Here is a 14,530-nt window from a genome sequence, read left to right on the forward strand (position 1 = left end):
GTTGCCCCGCTTGCTGAACATCCGCGCCGCAATTTTCAGTTCAGAAAATCGACGATGGCTCTCTGAAAGCGCGGCTTGACCAGCACACTGGTGTGATCACCAGCTATCACTTTGAGCTCCGCTCCGGCGATAGCTTTCTGCAGTTTTCCGGGCTGCAGTGCAAAGGGATAGTTGTCGCCGACGACAATCAGCGTCGGCGCAGTTATCTGTTCCAAGGGGATACGTTCGGCATGAAAGGCGAGCGCCTGGGCAGCCATGGCCTTGCGGTCGGCCCAGACCATCTCTGCGAGCAGACGAAACCCGGCGAGCGTTCGATTGCGGATACCCCAGCGGTTGGCCAGCATTGCATTCGCCAGCGCTTTTCTACCGTGCGCCCTGTGCGGGCTGTCCAGATTCAGTATATCGCCGCCAACGCCTCCGGCCACCAGGCGCCGTATCCGCGACTCCTGTGTCGCAGCCAATAGTGCAACGGTTGCCCCCATCGAGTAGCCGACCAGGTCGATTTCCTCGAGACCGAGTTCGTCCAGCAGGCATGCTAAATCAGTGACCATGCGCGACTCACCATAGGCCGCCTGGCCATGCGGCTTGCCGGAGCGACCATGGCCCCGCGCGTCGAAGGTGATCACCCGGCGTCCGGCCCGGGTGAGTCGCCGCACGATCCCGGGCATGACCAAGTTGACCCGAGAGTTGGCAACGTAACCATGGTGGAGCAAAACAGGTGGACGGGCCGAACTGTTCCCCCAGATCCGATAGTAGATTTCTACGCCATCGAAAGACTTGAAACGACTCATGCACTCCTCCTCGTCAGCGGCGCCAAGAATCCAAGTATTAAACCCTGCGCGTATAGATGCAATATTCTGATATGTATATTTTTGACACACATAACGAATCAGATTCAAAACCGCATTCCAGCGCCCCCAAAATCGCCTATGGTCCTATTGGCTAATCGAAGCAGAACTGGAAGGTTCATACGGCAGCTGAAAAAGAGCTCTTCTATTACGCCTTCTAGGACGCCTGAAGCAGGTCGGACAGGAAGATGTATCACAAGGCTTGAGTAGCGCATTGAGCGGTGGAGTAACGGGTCCTGCCGACCCGCTGAAACAGGCCAGGAGGACACAATGCGCTGTGCAGAGCGAATCCGCCTGTCGAGCGCTGCCAGGATGCCCGTTTATCGATACCGGGTGGCTCTGATTGGAGATCAAGCTACGCTGAATGAACACGATATTGATCGCCATCTTACGGTAAAAGCCCAGAGGAGCTGCGAGATGCCCAGGAACCACACAACCAACGAGCCATCTCGCTCCGAGATCGAGGCGCTTAAAGGGCCCGCTGTAATCGAGTTTGGCACAGATTGGTGTGGCCACTGCCAGTCTGCTCAGACGCTTATCGCCGCCGTGTTCGAGGATCATCCAGGCGTATACCACCTGATGATAGAAGACGGGCCTGGGCGACCACTGGGGCGTTCCTTTCGCGTCAAGCTATGGCCCACGTTGATTTTCTTGAAGGACGGCCAGGAACTGGATCGCGTAGTGCGGCCGGTCAGCGTGAGCCCAATTCGTCTGGCAATGGAGAGAATCACCTCCTGACCGGCACTCCCTCAGAGGCCCCTCCGCCCCTGCTTGATTCTCCGCTTTCTGAAACCATCTCGACATAGCCCAAACAGGTTAAATGTCTCATTTTGCGTACCTGTTCATGTTTACTGGAACCAACAGTTCACATCATGTCCTCCAGGTATTAAAACGTCTCCCCGTTGGCAGTGCTCCCGTGCACGCGAATCGCCGACCGGACGTTGTTAATAATCAAATCCGCAAATCCTGGAGTCACAATGAATACAAGAACTCTCTCCCAGTCTGCTCTGTCCCTGTTGGCAGCAGGCGCGCTCATGTTTTCCGCCGGTGCCATGGCAATGAACCCCCCTCCACCTACCGATCCCGACCCGACACCTGGTGAGCCAAGCCCCTATCAGCGAGGACCGGACCCCAGTGTTTCCTTCCTGGAAGCCCGTACCGGCCCCTACTCAGTACGCACCAGCAACGTGTCCAGCTTCTCCAGCGGCTTCGGCGGAGGCACCATTCACTATCCTACTGGCACCACCGGCACCATGGCTGCGATTGTGGTCATCCCGGGCTTTGTGTCGGCTGAATCTTCAATCGAATGGTGGGGCCCCAAGCTCGCCTCCCATGGTTTCGTAGTCATGACCATCGACACCAACAGCGGTTTCGATCAACCGCCCAGCCGCGCGCGCCAGATCAACAACGCCCTGGATTACCTGCTCAATCAGAATGATTCACGCTTCAGCCCGGTCAATGGCATGATCGATGTAGATCGTCTCGGCGTGATCGGCTGGTCCATGGGCGGTGGCGGCAGCCTGCGTGTGGCCGAGGAAGGCCGACTCGATGCGGTTATTCCGCTGGCACCGTGGGACACTACCAACTTCCGCGACGTGTATACGCCAGCCCTCATCTTTGCCTGCGAATCGGATGTGGTAGCACCCGTGTACCAGCATGCTTCGGCGTTCTACAACGATATTCCGGACAGCACACAGAAAGCCTTTGTCGAGATCAACAATGGCAGCCATTACTGCGCCAATGGCGGCGGCGTTAATGACGACGTGCTCAGCCGATTCGGTGTGTCCTGGATGAAGCTGCACCTGGATCAGGATCAGCGCTACAACCAGTTCCTCTGTGGGCCTGACCACGAGTCTGATCGCGACATATCCGAGTACCGCGGTAACTGCCCCTACTAAGCAGCACGCAGAACCTGTCAGCAATACCCTGAATGCCGGATTCCTGATGGGGCCGGCATTTTGCCGTCGGAATTTTGCCCATGGCCCATAACCGTCGCCACGGTCACCTGATCAGCGATTGTGACTGTAGCGGACAAATGGACAATCCCGCGCTAGCCTGCTCGCTTATTCGACAGCAGGAGTACGCGCAATGACTCAGGCAATGGGCAGGCAATCGATCTTTATTACCGGTGCGGCATCTGGCATGGGCCGCGAGACGGCACGGCTTTTCAGCCAGCAGGGCTGGTTCGTCGGTGCCTTCGATGTGGATCGCGCCGGGCTTGAGGCACTGCAGACCGAACTGGGCGCCGACAACTGTCTGGTGCATGCGCTGGATGTGAGCGACAAGGGTCAGTTCGAGGCCGCAATCGCCGCGTTCTCGACGGCGACCGGGGGCCGCATGGATATCCTGTTCAACAATGCCGGTATCGCCATGCGTGGCTTCTTTGACGAAATGCCCCTGGAGGACCAGTTGCGCATGATTCAGGTGAATCTCGTTGGCGTGCTCAACGGTATTTACACCGCGCTGCCGCTGCTAAAGGCCACTCCCAACGCTCTATGCTTCACCACCTCGTCCTCTTCCGCCACGATGGGCATGCCACTGATCGCTGTGTATGCCGCCACCAAGCATGCGGTCAAGGGGCTGACCGAGGCTCTGTCCAACGAGTTTCGTCGTTTTGATGTCCGTTGCGCTGATGTCCTGCCTGGGCTGATCCGCACCGGCATGCCTGCGGAAGACATGCTTGCCAGCGCACCACCTAAAGGCCCATTTCGCGTTATCGAGGCGATCGAAGTCGCTCGGACGGTATGGGAAGCCTACCAGTCGGAAACCCTGCACTGGTTCGTGCCGAGTGAGCTGGCCGATCTGGACAAGGCCGCCGGCAATACACCCGAGCAGCTACGGGACAAGCTGGGAGCCCACATGAAGATCTAGCACGGCATTCATGTGCGGACTATGGAGTTGGACTCCTGTGTTTACCGCCGATCTTCCCGTGCCTCGTGACCCATCTGCGTGGCATCGGGCAGCTCTACGGCACCATGCTCGAAATCGGGGCTATGCACCTCGGAGTCCATCGGCATGTGGCTGTAACGCTCTGGCAGAAGATTCTGCCCAGCAGCTGGAGTAGCAGCCACCGAGTCAGCTTCAGCCTGCTCATTGATGCCACGAGCCAGAACGACGCCGCCGATCGCAAACTGGATGATGCCTAGCAAACCGCCGCGGCGAAGCCCTTTGCCTGCCAGCATCAGCCCGCCTAAAAGAAACGCGCCGCGCTCAAGAGCCTCAACGTTACGGACCAGACTGGCTTGTGTTGATTGCTTCATGCTGTATCTCCACGTAAGCGTGTTCTGCAATGGACCCGCGCTGCGACGGGGTGTTCCCAGCGTAGCAGTGATCGAGCCTCAGGCAACCACCCGGTAACAGGGGACATACGCGGCACCACCCGGCAGCTTCATCCGGTGCTGCGCCACAAAGGCTTCGAGCAGCTTGTCCAGGGGTGCAGTAACGGCCATGTCCCCTTGGATCTCGTACACACCATGTTTCTCGATCCGGCGAATGCCCTTGTCCTTGACGTTACCGGCAACGATACCGGAGAACGCGCGGCGCAAATTGGCAGCCAGCTCATGGGGTGGCAGATCCCGGCTTAACTGCAGACTGGCCATATTCGCATGGGTAGGATCGAACGGTCGCTGGAAGCCGTCCTCGATTTTCAGCAACCAGTTGAAGTGGTAGGCATCGTTGCGCTCGCGCCGGAATCCGGTCACATCGCGTAGCCCCTTCGCCATGTGCCTAGCAACGGCGGTGGGATCGTCGATGATGACCTCGTAACGCCGTTGCGCTTCTTCGCCCAGCGTGGCGCCAACAAAGGCATGCAGCTGTTGCAGGTAGGCTTCGGCGCTCTTCGGACCAGTAAGCACAACCGGGAACGGCAGCGACTCGTTGTCCGGATGCAGAAGAATGCCGAGCAGGTAGAGAAACTCTTCAGCGGTGCCCACCCCGCCGGGGAAGATGATGATGCCATGCCCCACACGTACGAATGCTTCCAGACGCTTTTCGATGTCCGGCAGGATAACCAGCTCATTGACGATCGGGTTGGGCGCCTCGGCAGCGATAATGCCTGGCTCGGTCAGGCCCAGATAGCGGCCTGTGGTTATTCGCTGCTTGGCATGGGCGATCGCTGCGCCTTTCATCGGGCCCTTCATCACACCCGGTCCACAGCCCGTGCAGATGTCCAGACTGCGCAGGCCCAGCTCATGACCAACCTTCTTGGTGTACTTGTATTCTTCGGTATTGATTGAGTGGCCGCCCCAGCAAACGACCATCTTCGGTTCGATGCCTGGCCGCATGGTGCGGGCGTTACGCAGCAGATGGAAAACATAGTCGGTGATGCCCTGGGAACTGGTCAGGTCTATGCGCGGGCTGCCCAGTTCGCTTTCGGTATAAACCACATCGCGCAGCGCGCTGAACAGCATTTCACGGGTGCTGGCGATCATCTCACCGTCGACGAAAGCATCGGCGGGAGCGTTGATCAGCTCCAGTCGGACTCCCCGCTCCTGCTGGTGAATCCTGACCTCAAAATCCTCGTAAGCCTCGAGGATGGCCTTGGCGTTATCGATCTGCACCCCGGTATTGAGAATCGCCAATGCGCACTGGCGGAACAACCGGTAGGTGCTGCCTGATCCTGCTTCGCTCAATTGCTGTACTTCGATCTGGGAAAGCGTTTCAAGAGTGCCCTTGGGGCTGACTGAGACGTTGACTACATTGCGCATTCGGGCTTCCGGCTAATGAATATTGTGCTCATGTTAACAGCGTCGCAGGACCGGCGCTCAAGCAGAAGCGCCATATGGACAGCCCGGTCGCCAGTCAGTTCACACGGAAAGAACATAAAGGCAAATGTGCCATATTTAGGCAGTATCGACTCAATTCATTTCGGACTTTCGCTGGCGTTCTACGGATATATAACTAGCCTTAGGGTCAATGCAGTTGATCAAAGAGCGCCGTTAGGCTCGCGCAGAAGCTTTCCACTCGAGGAAACGTAGTACTGCCGCTCAGCCATTTTCTTTCCCGGCTGATCAGCACGCATTAACGAAAACGAAAAGTCTTTCTATAGGCTCTTGCATCATTAAATGAACAGTTGAGGAGACTGATATGAACACACCGACAATTCGTAAGATGGGTATTCCGCTGCTGGCAGGCGCCATGGGCCTGAGCTTCTCGGTTTTTGCCGAGGACCACGAAATGCATGCACAAGGTCTCTACTCCGCAGAAGACCTGCTCGGGGCCGAAGTATTCGACGCCAACGGCGATGAAGTCGGCAACGTTGAAGATATTCTGCTCGGCAATGACATGGGCCTGCACTCCATCGTTGTTCAGACCAACGAGTTCCTGGGCATCGGCGAACGTGATGTAGTCGTCAAGCGTGGTGACTTCACCGCCCGTGTTACAGATGACAACCCGATGTTTGGCGACGTGAGCTATAACGTCCATGTCACTGCTGCCGGCGAGGAGCTCAAGGGCTTTGAAGAGTACAGCGAGGAGTGGTGGAACAGCACCAAGGAAAACCTCAATAAGGCATGGAAAAACACCAAAGAAACCACTCAAAGCGCTTGGGAGAACACCAAGCACGCTACCGCTACTGCCTGGCACAACACCAAGGAAAGCATGGAGCGCGATGATGACAAGGCTGGCCAGGAATAATGGCGCCGAAGATCAGGTGACGAGGTCGCCCTGAGGGGTGGCAGTTAAGCACTTGATAAACCGCCTGCCGGATACGTCCGCAGGCGGTTTTTTTACGTGCCTTGGTGGCGCGTAGCCTAGGCTGTAGAAAACACCTTAAGGGGAGGATGCATGGCTGCACATTGGGACGTAATTATCATCGGCGCCGGTACCGCTGGGCTGGCCGCATTGCGCGAAGTATCCAAGCAGACCGACAAGGTTCTGATGATCAATGCCGGCGCCTACGGCACCACCTGCGCCCGCGTAGGCTGCATGCCCTCGAAGGTGCTGATCGAATCCGCCCGCGCATTCCACGACTGCATCAAGCTGCAGGCCTTCGGTATTCGCGGCAGTCACAGCATTGCTGCCGACATACCGGCAGTGCTGCAACACGTGCGCGACCTTCGCGATCATTTTGTCAGCGGCACCCTGCAGGCTACCGACCGGCTGAATGAGCGCAGCATTACCGGCCGAGCGAGGCTGACTGGCCCCGATAGCGTGGAAGTCGAAGGTCGGACCTATCACGCCGACCGCATCATTATTGCGACCGGATCCCGGCCGGTCTTGCCCGCGCCCTGGAAAGAACTGGGCGACCGCCTACTGACCACCGATACATTATTCGAGCAAGAGACTCTGCCCGACCGCATCGCAGTCATCGGCCTCGGACCGGTCGGCCTGGAGATGGCACAGGCCCTGGCCTACTTGGGAATCAGGGTGTACGCATTCGACAAAACCGAAAAACTCGCAGGGCTCAGTGACCCGCAGGTGAATGACACGCTGCGTGAAGCACTGGAAAAGGATTTCACCATCCATACCGGCGAGGACGTAAACCTGCGGTCCCATGGCCAGAGCGTGCTGGTTGAGGCAGGCGAAATCACTGTCGAAGTGGACAAGGTGTTGGTGGCCGTGGGTCGCAAACCGAACATCGACAGCCTCAACCTGGAATCTCTTGGCGTGGCGCTCGACGATCGAGGCATGCCGCCTTTCGATCCCGCCACGACGCAAATCGCCAACCTGCCGGTATTTATCGCGGGTGATGTCAATCAGCACGCGCCGATCCTGCATGAGGCCGCAGATGAGGGCTACATTGCGGCGCATAACGCACTGGCCAACCAACCGACTGCATTTCCACGGCGCACTCCTCTGGGGATCGTGTTCATCGAGCCGGGGGTCGCTTTTGTCGGGCAACGGTTCGCGGAACTCGACAAGGACGCGCTGATCGGTGATGCCAGCTTTGTGAAACAGGGCCGCGCTGTTGCGGCGCAGCGCAACGAGGGGCTGATGCGCATCTATGCGCGGCGTAAGGATGCGGTGCTGGTTGGCGCAGAAATGTGCGTGCCGGCCGCCGAACACATGGTGCACCTGCTGGGTCTGGCTATCAGCGAAGGCCTGACCGTACACCAGGTACTGCGCATGCCCTTCTACCATCCGGTACTGGAGGAAGGCTTGCGCAAAGCCTTGCGCGAGATCGTGAAGCAGGTGCCCTGCGATGACGCGGATCTGGCCCAATGCGGTGAATTCAGGATCCAGGCACTGGATTGATCCGGCGCCGCACGGCAACCCGTCCCGGCTTTCTATCAACTACAACAGCAGAGAGACTTATGAAGGCTATCCAATTGCGCGGTCCCGGCGGTCTACGCGACAGAACTGGGGCGAACGGGTAAGAGAGCTGACTGGCGGACGCGGCGTGGATATCGTCTTAGAAGTAGGTGGCCCCCGGATCGCTGCCACAATCGATCAAGGCCATCAAAGTGGGCGGACATATCGCACTCATCGGCGTGCTGACGGGCATGAGCGGCGAGGTGTCTACCGCCGAGTTGATGTATCGCCAGGCGCGCATACAGGGCGTTACCGTGGGCAGCAGGCGGCATCAGATGGATATGGTGCGGGCGCTTGAAATCATGGACATGCGTCCGGTCATCGACCGTTCCATTGCACTGGAAGAGATCGCCGACGCTTTCCACCACGAGGAAAGCGGAAAGCACTTTGGCAAGATCTGTCTCGAATTCTGAACCCTGATCTATCGGCCTCTGTCTGCTAGTTGCCTTTAACATTTTCAGCGCGTGGATTATGCGCTGGCCTTGAAGCTAGCGCAGTTCCGCCCGCGCAATGGCCCAGTAACGCTCCCAACGTCTGACCAGGGCCGCAGGTGCCTCCGCATATAAGCGCTTACCCAGTTTGAATGCCTGCCTTTGTAGCCAGATACGTCTTTCATCTGCAATTGCGGCAAGCTCTTCTCTGTGTCTCGCAGTGCCGAACAGGGCTGGTTCGCCTTCGAGCGCCATCTGTAGCATCGCCAGGTCATGGTCCTGCCCGAGCAGCTCGGAGAGCTCCTTGAGCATGCTCGCTCTGACCTTGAACGCTGCTGGCCAGGCTGCCTGCAACAGGCGCGTGTGATACCAATGATCCTTTACCCGTTTACGCCAATCGTGCAGGCGCTCATCCGAGACGCACCCGCAGGCGGCCTCAAGGGCTTTGCGGCCATCGCCCAGGCTTTTCTTCAGTCCATTGGCGAACAGCTCAAAATCCTTGCCAGTGACAGGCCAGCAAGCCACCGCGTTCTCTGCTTCTGCAAGATCATCCAGCACCTCGCTCAGGATCCGATGCGACTCCTCCACCGTCTGGCCACCATCCTGCCCGCGCACCACCAGGCGTTTTCGCACAGCTAGCTTTTCCTTGCTGGCGAAGAGTTCGGGGGCTATCCGGGCTAGTGCGTCCCAGGTTTCAATCAGCGCGCCTGCATCACGCATGGCTGACAGCTTGCGGTTGATATCGCGCAAGCGTCGGTTCTCCTGCGCAAACATGCCACCCAGCGGCTTGCGCACCAGCCGCGCCAAGCCCCGCACTTCCTTTATGCGCTTGCGTGCCTGATGAATGCCGTGGGCACGCTCCTCGGCCGGCAGCAGGAGAGCGTTGCGCGCTTTCTCCAGCCGCTCCCGGGCGACACGTCGGACCTGCTTGCTTGCTGACTTGTGAGGTTTTATCCGATAGGACATGCGAAACACCTGAAACAGCCGAGTGAACGGTGGCTGCAACCCGCACTTTGGCAGGCCCAACGAGCCTGTCCAGGTTCAAAGCAGATACGGGCAATATAGCTCATGACAGGCCAGCCTGAGCGCTACCTTGGGAAGTTACCTCTGATCCCTGCGATAGCTTGGCGGTATCGCCAGCGCACTGCAGCCTTTGCGGCAGCTCCGTTTTTTTGCTGAATTACTTGCCATGCTCGCGGTCACTAGCAATACCAGAGCAGTAAATTGGCTCCGCTCCGGGTAGCCAGGCCATTGCCGCTGCCTCGCAGAGTCGTGCCTCCATCCGCAGGGGACCGAACAATGGCCGAGCATTCATTACGTTTACCCAGCTTCGATGAACTGAAAATCATGGCCCAGGAGGAGCCTGAAGCGCTGGAAGAGCTTCGCCAACGCCTTACAGCGCAGCTAATTCAGAACGCCTCCCCACGAGGCAGGCGCAGATTGCAGGGACTTGCGTTTGTTATCGACGCCGAGCGGCGCAAGGCGCACAACCCCATGCAGGCCTGCATCAGGCTATCGCAAATGATGCTCGACTCGGCGGTTGAGCTGCAGGCGAGCCTGGATTTGCTGCGGACCACTACACGCCCTCTCGAAAAAACCCGCGACGCCGAAATAATCCCATTTGTCCGGCGCCGCTCAGGATCCTGAGCCAGGAGCTTTCTGCCGCTCTCGAAGCCTGGCGTAGCCAGCACGCGTCAGCAATACCAGATTGATGGTGGTGGAATAAACCTGACCCGAGGCCTTTAGCGACTCTATCAGTTGTGAATGGGTGGCCGCGGGAAGATAAAAATAGTCCTGATCTTCGATCAGCTGCTGCCGGCCAGCCTTGAAAAGCCTGAAAGCGGTGCCTTTAGGCAGTCTGTTCAGACGATCAATCTGGCAGAAACTAAGGGTTTCGGTATCGGCGTGCAGGATGGGGTCGTTACAGGACATGGGCTTCTCGGTTGTTCGCGTAGCGCGATTGTGACTTGCAAAGCTTCCGGGCAGCAACCGATTGCGGTAACCTCCTGCCCTTCAATTACAGGAGCAACCACCCATGCCTAAAGCCAGCGCCCGTCACATTCTTGTGGCAACCGAAGACAAGTGCAACGAACTGAAAAGCGCCATCGAAGGCGGAGCAGACTTTGCGCAGATTGCAAAGGACAACTCCTCCTGCCCCTCCGGCCGCCAGGGCGGCGACCTTGGAACATTCGGGCCGGGGCAGATGGTCAAGGAATTCGACACCGTAGTATTCAGCGCCCCAGTAAATGTCGTTCAGGGGCCGGTCAAGACCCAGTTCGGCTATCACCTGCTGGAAGTGACCAGCCGTCAGGACTGATAGCAACGCCCGGCCCTATTCAGGCCGGGCATTGCCTTAGCGTTGGCTACCCAGAACCTGGGTCCAGTATATCGAGCTGTCAGGGTGGGTTTCGAAGGCAGCACCCATATCAGTAAACTCGGGATTCATGATGTTGGCGCAGTGCCCCGGGCTGTGCAGCCAGGCGTTAACCACCTGCTTCGGCGAGCTTTGTCCTACTGCGACGTTTTCACCCAGTTTCCGCCACTCATAGCCGGTCATTCCTACCCGTTCGTCTACCTGCTCGCCGCCAGGCCCGCTATGGGTAAGGACGGCATTGCTGGCCATATAATCGCTGTGTTCCATTGCTGCCCGTGCGAGACGAGCGTCCCAGGTCAGCGGGTTAGCGGCGCCGAACTCCTGGTCGCCACAAGTGCGCGCCTCCCGACGTGCCATATTGACCTCAGCCAGCACTCCCTGCCCGACGTCCATCCAGTCGCGGCCCATCAATTCCCGGTCGACCAGCGGACTGGCCAGAACTATCTGCCATTTGTTGTCCGAGCGCGACACACCAATTTCAGCGTACTGCCCACCGCGCAGCACGTAGCAGAATTTGTTCCGGATCATCTCCATGGCTTGCTCCGCGTCCGCGGGGCCTGACAGCTGCACAAACTGCGCGGCCGATGCCTGGTATCCGGCTTGCGCTAAGGCCGCCTGCCATTCGCCAGAAGACAGATCAACCTTGGCCAGCTTCGGATTCGGCGCCAGGGGCCCGGTACCGAGCATTTCCTGACCCTGGCACTGGGCTGGCGAGTCACGGTACTCGTTGATCAGACTGACCAGTTCTGTGTTCTGCTGGGCAACAGCACCAGACGCCCACGCCAGTCCGGCGCAGACAAGCACGCTTGCACTAAGGCCAGATGCTGATCGCAGAGCATGGCCGGATGCAGCAGGCTCTGGTTTGCAGGAAAAAGGATTAGCCATATGAGAACCTCGAGTTTCACTTACCGGGCCGCGAGCATGCTTGCCGCACCCACTTAAAGCGGCTGATTGGACGAACCAACTATTGTTGACCAGTCAGAATCGCCTTCGTTCCGCGGGGCAGAACGAAGGCGGTTTCAGACTGTTTCAAAAGCCGAGTCAAACCCTGGCTGGCACGGGGCGCAACCGGCCGACCAGCCATCCGCCGCAGACATTAATCAGCAGACCCAGCATCACCAGCAGGGCTCCGATCATCTGCCACAGGCCCAGCCGGTCACCGAGCAGCAGTGAGGCCGACGTCAGTCCGACCACCGGCACCAGTAACGAGAAGGGTGCAACCTGGCTGGCCGGATAGCGCGACAACAGCCGGCCCCAGATACTGTAACCGAGCAGTGTGGCGCCAAACGCGAGGTAGGCCAGCACGAACGCCGACTGGAGACTGAAGCCGGCAATTGCCATCTGGATGGCCTGCGGGCCCTCAAGCCACCAGGACAAAACCAAAAAGGGCAGCGGCGGAACCAGATTACCCCAGACCACAAGGCCCACCAGATTTACCTTGCCGATACGGCGAGTTACCACGTTGCCCAGAGCCCACATGGAAGCAGCACAGATTGTCAGTAGAAAACCGGCGAGGGTCATGACCCTGTCCACTTGCATACCGATCATCGTTAGCCCGACCGCTGCGACCACGAGGCCAACAAGATTGGGCATCCGTACCCGCTCGCCGATGAACACTGCGGCGAACAGCAGAGTAAAAAAAGCCTGTGACTGGAGTACCAGAGATGCCAGGCCTGCGGGCATACCCACCGCCATGGCAGAGAACAGAAAGGCAAACTGGCCGAGTGAAATGGTCAGGCCATAGGCGAGTAACCAGCGCCATGGGATTTGTGGACGCCTGACGAAGAGGATGGCTGGAAAAACCACCAGCGTGAAACGCAAGGCACCAAGCAACAAGGGCGGCAGATGTTGCAGACCGGTCATGATGACCACGAAGTTCAGGCCCCATACCACAATCACAACCAGCGCCAACAGCAGATCCCTGCTCGACATCTCGTTACCCCCTCAATCCGTATGAGGCCATTAAGCCTGCGTAAAGCCTCTAACGCCATATACAGCGGAGCGGGATAAGAGCGGGACAGTCGCCCACAAAAAAGCCGACACCAGAGAGCCGGCTCTTCAGTCATGCTTTAACAGAGCAGATTCAGGCCGAAATGGTCAGGCCTTGTCTACGCCCTTCTTGACCTTTTCCTTGGCCTCACCTTTCAGGTTCTGTGCCTTGCCTTTGGCTTCCTGCACCTTGCCTTTGGTTTTCAGGTCTTTGTTATCGGTTGCCTCACCAACGCCCTGCTTGACCTTGCCCAGAGCTTCATTGGCCTTGCCTTTCAACTTGTCTGTTTTGTCGCTTTCGCTCATGGTGCACCTCACAAGAAAATGACTTGAATAAGGTTGACCGGAGGAACTCTCGGGAAGTTCCTGAAAAATATACCTGCATGATCGAAAAAGCTTATACTCGCGCGCCCGCAACGCTTACCACGGACCGCAATATGACTACGCATCTGTCTACCGAGGATCTGGCTGCCGCCGAGTCCGACCAGGTTGAAGCCACCGACGACAAGTCGAGGCCGGTTGTGCCTGCTTTCAAGTTCCCGTTCAGGCCCGGCGATTTCGCACCCCAGAAAAATACCGGTCAACCACGGATCTCTAAGGGCAGTAATGCGCGCCATGAGAAAAAGATCGGTATGGCACCCAAGGGCACCCGCCGCTCAATGGGTAAACGCTAGCGAATACAACTGCGTTACTTGACCAAAAGCACCGGTATGGGCGATTCATGCACCACATGGCTGGCTACCGAGCCTAGCACCAGGCTGCTAAGACTGCCCAAACCGCGCGTACCCATCACGATCATCGTACAGCCCAGCTTACGTGCCGCCTCGACCAGTACGCTAACGACCTCACCTATTATCTCATGTGTCTGCACCTGAAGATTCGCCGCACGAAGCATGTCCGCAGCTTGGGCGTTGACTTCGGCAGCGTGATCCAGCGCACCCGCATGCAATTGATCCAGCATCGTTGGCGAGACATAGTTGCCGAACAGTTTTGGCTCGGTCTGGACATTGACCACGTGTACGGTAACGTCACCCAGGGTTTTGGAAAAGTCGGCCAGATACTCGACGGCGCGCAACGCGCTTTCCGAACCGTCGAAAGGTAATAATACTGTATGCATTTTCTTTTACTCCTGCCTGCCTGTTTTCATCCTTCTGCTATGTTAATTGTGGCAGGCCGCCGGTGATTGTGCCTGACGCAGATCAATACCGACTGCAATCAGGTACTTCGCGGCGATGCGTTCTCCTCGATCCTGCCGAGCGGGCGCTGGCAGATCAGTTCTATCGCTTGCATGGCAGCCAGATGAAAACCCGGCCTGCACACAAGGTCTGGGCCATACGCGGTGAATCGCTGCAGGCATGCCTGTGTCTGCAGCCAATCGCAAACGGCCATTGGCTCACCAGCCTTTTTGTCGATCCCGCGTTGCGCGGGCAAGGGCTGGCCGGGTATCTGCTGGAGCATGCCTGTGCCTCCCTTGAGGGCTCGGTGTGGCTGTTCTGCCATCCGGGACTTGAACATCTCTACGCCAGACACGGCTTTGCGGTGTGTCCGGAGCTGCCGGAATCGCTCGCCAGCAAGCTGCAGCGCTATCAGCGTAACAAGGCTCTGATAGCGCTGTGGTTGAACGGCTGAACGATCCG

At 58.1% G+C, this 14,530-nt stretch carries 18 protein-coding genes and 1 pseudogene; 10 read left to right on the plus strand and 9 right to left on the minus strand.

Features of this window, described 5'->3' with window-relative positions:
• Nucleotides 1–35 precede the first annotated feature (35 nt).
• Complete coding sequence (locus ABYA88_RS04305) at nucleotides 36–791, minus strand: alpha/beta fold hydrolase (RefSeq protein WP_373185654.1); 756 nt, start codon at nucleotides 789–791, stop codon at nucleotides 36–38.
• Nucleotides 792–1,265: 474 nt separating this feature from the next.
• Here ABYA88_RS04305 and ABYA88_RS04310 point away from each other — a divergent pair, with 474 nt between their 5' ends.
• The 3 genes from ABYA88_RS04310 to ABYA88_RS04320 all read left to right on the plus strand — a co-directional run bounded on the left by ABYA88_RS04310 (nucleotide 1,266) and on the right by ABYA88_RS04320 (nucleotide 3,719).
• Nucleotides 1,266–1,586: a thioredoxin family protein gene (locus tag ABYA88_RS04310; protein WP_373185655.1), complete on the plus strand. Its 321-nt coding sequence runs from the start codon at nucleotides 1,266–1,268 to the stop codon at nucleotides 1,584–1,586.
• Between the two features lie 239 nt (nucleotides 1,587–1,825).
• Nucleotides 1,826–2,746 (plus strand): alpha/beta hydrolase family protein, encoded by a 921-nt coding sequence (locus ABYA88_RS04315; protein WP_373185656.1) that lies wholly within the window; start codon nucleotides 1,826–1,828, stop codon nucleotides 2,744–2,746.
• 190 nt (nucleotides 2,747–2,936) lie between these two features.
• Entirely contained in the window at nucleotides 2,937–3,719 is a 783-nt protein-coding gene (locus ABYA88_RS04320) for an SDR family oxidoreductase (protein WP_373185657.1), read from the plus strand.
• Nucleotides 3,720–3,760: 41 nt separating this feature from the next.
• Here ABYA88_RS04320 and ABYA88_RS04325 read toward each other — a convergent pair whose 3' ends face one another.
• Both ABYA88_RS04325 and ppnN read right to left on the minus strand, forming a co-directional pair.
• The gene (locus ABYA88_RS04325; RefSeq protein WP_373185658.1) at nucleotides 3,761–4,108 is read right to left on the minus strand and encodes a hypothetical protein; all 348 of its coding nucleotides are present in this window, start codon (nucleotides 4,106–4,108) and stop codon (nucleotides 3,761–3,763) included.
• Nucleotides 4,109–4,186: 78 nt separating this feature from the next.
• Nucleotides 4,187–5,554: a nucleotide 5'-monophosphate nucleosidase PpnN gene (gene ppnN / locus ABYA88_RS04330; protein WP_373185659.1), complete on the minus strand. Its 1,368-nt coding sequence runs from the start codon at nucleotides 5,552–5,554 to the stop codon at nucleotides 4,187–4,189.
• 379 nt (nucleotides 5,555–5,933) lie between these two features.
• Between ppnN and ABYA88_RS04335 the strand changes: the two genes are divergently transcribed.
• The 3 genes and pseudogenes from ABYA88_RS04335 to ABYA88_RS04345 all read left to right on the plus strand — a co-directional run.
• On the plus strand, nucleotides 5,934–6,482 hold the full coding sequence (locus ABYA88_RS04335) for a PRC-barrel domain-containing protein (protein WP_373185660.1): 549 nt from the start codon (nucleotides 5,934–5,936) through the stop codon (nucleotides 6,480–6,482).
• Nucleotides 6,483–6,632: 150 nt separating this feature from the next.
• On the plus strand, nucleotides 6,633–8,042 hold the full coding sequence (locus tag ABYA88_RS04340) for a dihydrolipoyl dehydrogenase (RefSeq protein WP_373185661.1): 1,410 nt from the start codon (nucleotides 6,633–6,635) through the stop codon (nucleotides 8,040–8,042).
• A 94-nt stretch (nucleotides 8,043–8,136) separates the two neighbouring features.
• Nucleotides 8,137–8,512, plus strand: a pseudogene (locus ABYA88_RS04345) (zinc-binding dehydrogenase); the annotation flags it as partial.
• A 75-nt stretch (nucleotides 8,513–8,587) separates the two neighbouring features.
• Here ABYA88_RS04345 and ABYA88_RS04350 read toward each other — a convergent pair.
• Complete coding sequence (locus ABYA88_RS04350; RefSeq protein WP_373185662.1) at nucleotides 8,588–9,496, minus strand: CHAD domain-containing protein; 909 nt, start codon at nucleotides 9,494–9,496, stop codon at nucleotides 8,588–8,590.
• A gap of 333 nt (nucleotides 9,497–9,829) precedes the next feature.
• On the opposite strand from ABYA88_RS04350, the gene ABYA88_RS04355 reads away from it, so the two are divergent.
• Nucleotides 9,830–10,177 (plus strand): DUF3135 domain-containing protein, encoded by a 348-nt coding sequence (locus ABYA88_RS04355; RefSeq protein WP_373185663.1) that lies wholly within the window; start codon nucleotides 9,830–9,832, stop codon nucleotides 10,175–10,177.
• On the opposite strand, the gene ABYA88_RS04360 is transcribed toward ABYA88_RS04355, so the two are convergent.
• Nucleotides 10,166–10,462 (minus strand): hypothetical protein, encoded by a 297-nt coding sequence (locus ABYA88_RS04360; protein WP_373185664.1) that lies wholly within the window; start codon nucleotides 10,460–10,462, stop codon nucleotides 10,166–10,168. The two genes, ABYA88_RS04355 and ABYA88_RS04360, sit on opposite strands and share 12 nt — an antisense overlap.
• A 103-nt stretch (nucleotides 10,463–10,565) precedes the next feature.
• Between ABYA88_RS04360 and ABYA88_RS04365 the strand changes: the two genes are divergently transcribed.
• The gene (locus ABYA88_RS04365; protein WP_373185665.1) at nucleotides 10,566–10,847 is read left to right on the plus strand and encodes a peptidylprolyl isomerase; all 282 of its coding nucleotides are present in this window, start codon (nucleotides 10,566–10,568) and stop codon (nucleotides 10,845–10,847) included.
• A gap of 36 nt (nucleotides 10,848–10,883) precedes the next feature.
• On the opposite strand, the gene ABYA88_RS04370 is transcribed toward ABYA88_RS04365, so the two are convergent.
• The 3 genes from ABYA88_RS04370 to ABYA88_RS04380 all read right to left on the minus strand — a co-directional run bounded on the left by ABYA88_RS04370 (nucleotide 10,884) and on the right by ABYA88_RS04380 (nucleotide 13,199).
• Nucleotides 10,884–11,708 carry a CAP domain-containing protein gene (locus ABYA88_RS04370; protein ID WP_373185666.1) on the minus strand — a complete coding sequence of 275 codons (825 nt, stop codon included), beginning with the start codon at nucleotides 11,706–11,708 and terminating at the stop codon, nucleotides 10,884–10,886.
• 237 nt (nucleotides 11,709–11,945) lie between these two features.
• The gene (locus ABYA88_RS04375) at nucleotides 11,946–12,836 is read right to left on the minus strand and encodes an EamA family transporter (protein ID WP_373185667.1); all 891 of its coding nucleotides are present in this window, start codon (nucleotides 12,834–12,836) and stop codon (nucleotides 11,946–11,948) included.
• 165 nt (nucleotides 12,837–13,001) lie between these two features.
• On the minus strand, nucleotides 13,002–13,199 hold the full coding sequence (locus ABYA88_RS04380) for a CsbD family protein (protein WP_373185668.1): 198 nt from the start codon (nucleotides 13,197–13,199) through the stop codon (nucleotides 13,002–13,004).
• A 131-nt stretch (nucleotides 13,200–13,330) separates the two neighbouring features.
• On the opposite strand from ABYA88_RS04380, the gene ABYA88_RS04385 reads away from it, so the two are divergent.
• Nucleotides 13,331–13,567 (plus strand): hypothetical protein, encoded by a 237-nt coding sequence (locus tag ABYA88_RS04385; protein WP_373185669.1) that lies wholly within the window; start codon nucleotides 13,331–13,333, stop codon nucleotides 13,565–13,567.
• A 14-nt stretch (nucleotides 13,568–13,581) separates the two neighbouring features.
• On the opposite strand, the gene ABYA88_RS04390 is transcribed toward ABYA88_RS04385, so the two are convergent.
• Complete coding sequence (locus ABYA88_RS04390) at nucleotides 13,582–14,010, minus strand: universal stress protein (RefSeq protein ID WP_373185670.1); 429 nt, start codon at nucleotides 14,008–14,010, stop codon at nucleotides 13,582–13,584.
• A 68-nt stretch (nucleotides 14,011–14,078) separates the two neighbouring features.
• On the opposite strand from ABYA88_RS04390, the gene ABYA88_RS04395 reads away from it, so the two are divergent.
• Nucleotides 14,079–14,522 carry a GNAT family N-acetyltransferase gene (locus tag ABYA88_RS04395; RefSeq protein ID WP_373185671.1) on the plus strand — a complete coding sequence of 148 codons (444 nt, stop codon included), beginning with the start codon at nucleotides 14,079–14,081 and terminating at the stop codon, nucleotides 14,520–14,522.
• The last annotated feature ends 8 nt before the right edge of the window (nucleotides 14,523–14,530 follow it).

Source organism: Halopseudomonas sp., from assembly GCF_041579695.1.
Taxonomy (GTDB): Bacteria; Pseudomonadota; Gammaproteobacteria; order Pseudomonadales; family Pseudomonadaceae; genus Halopseudomonas.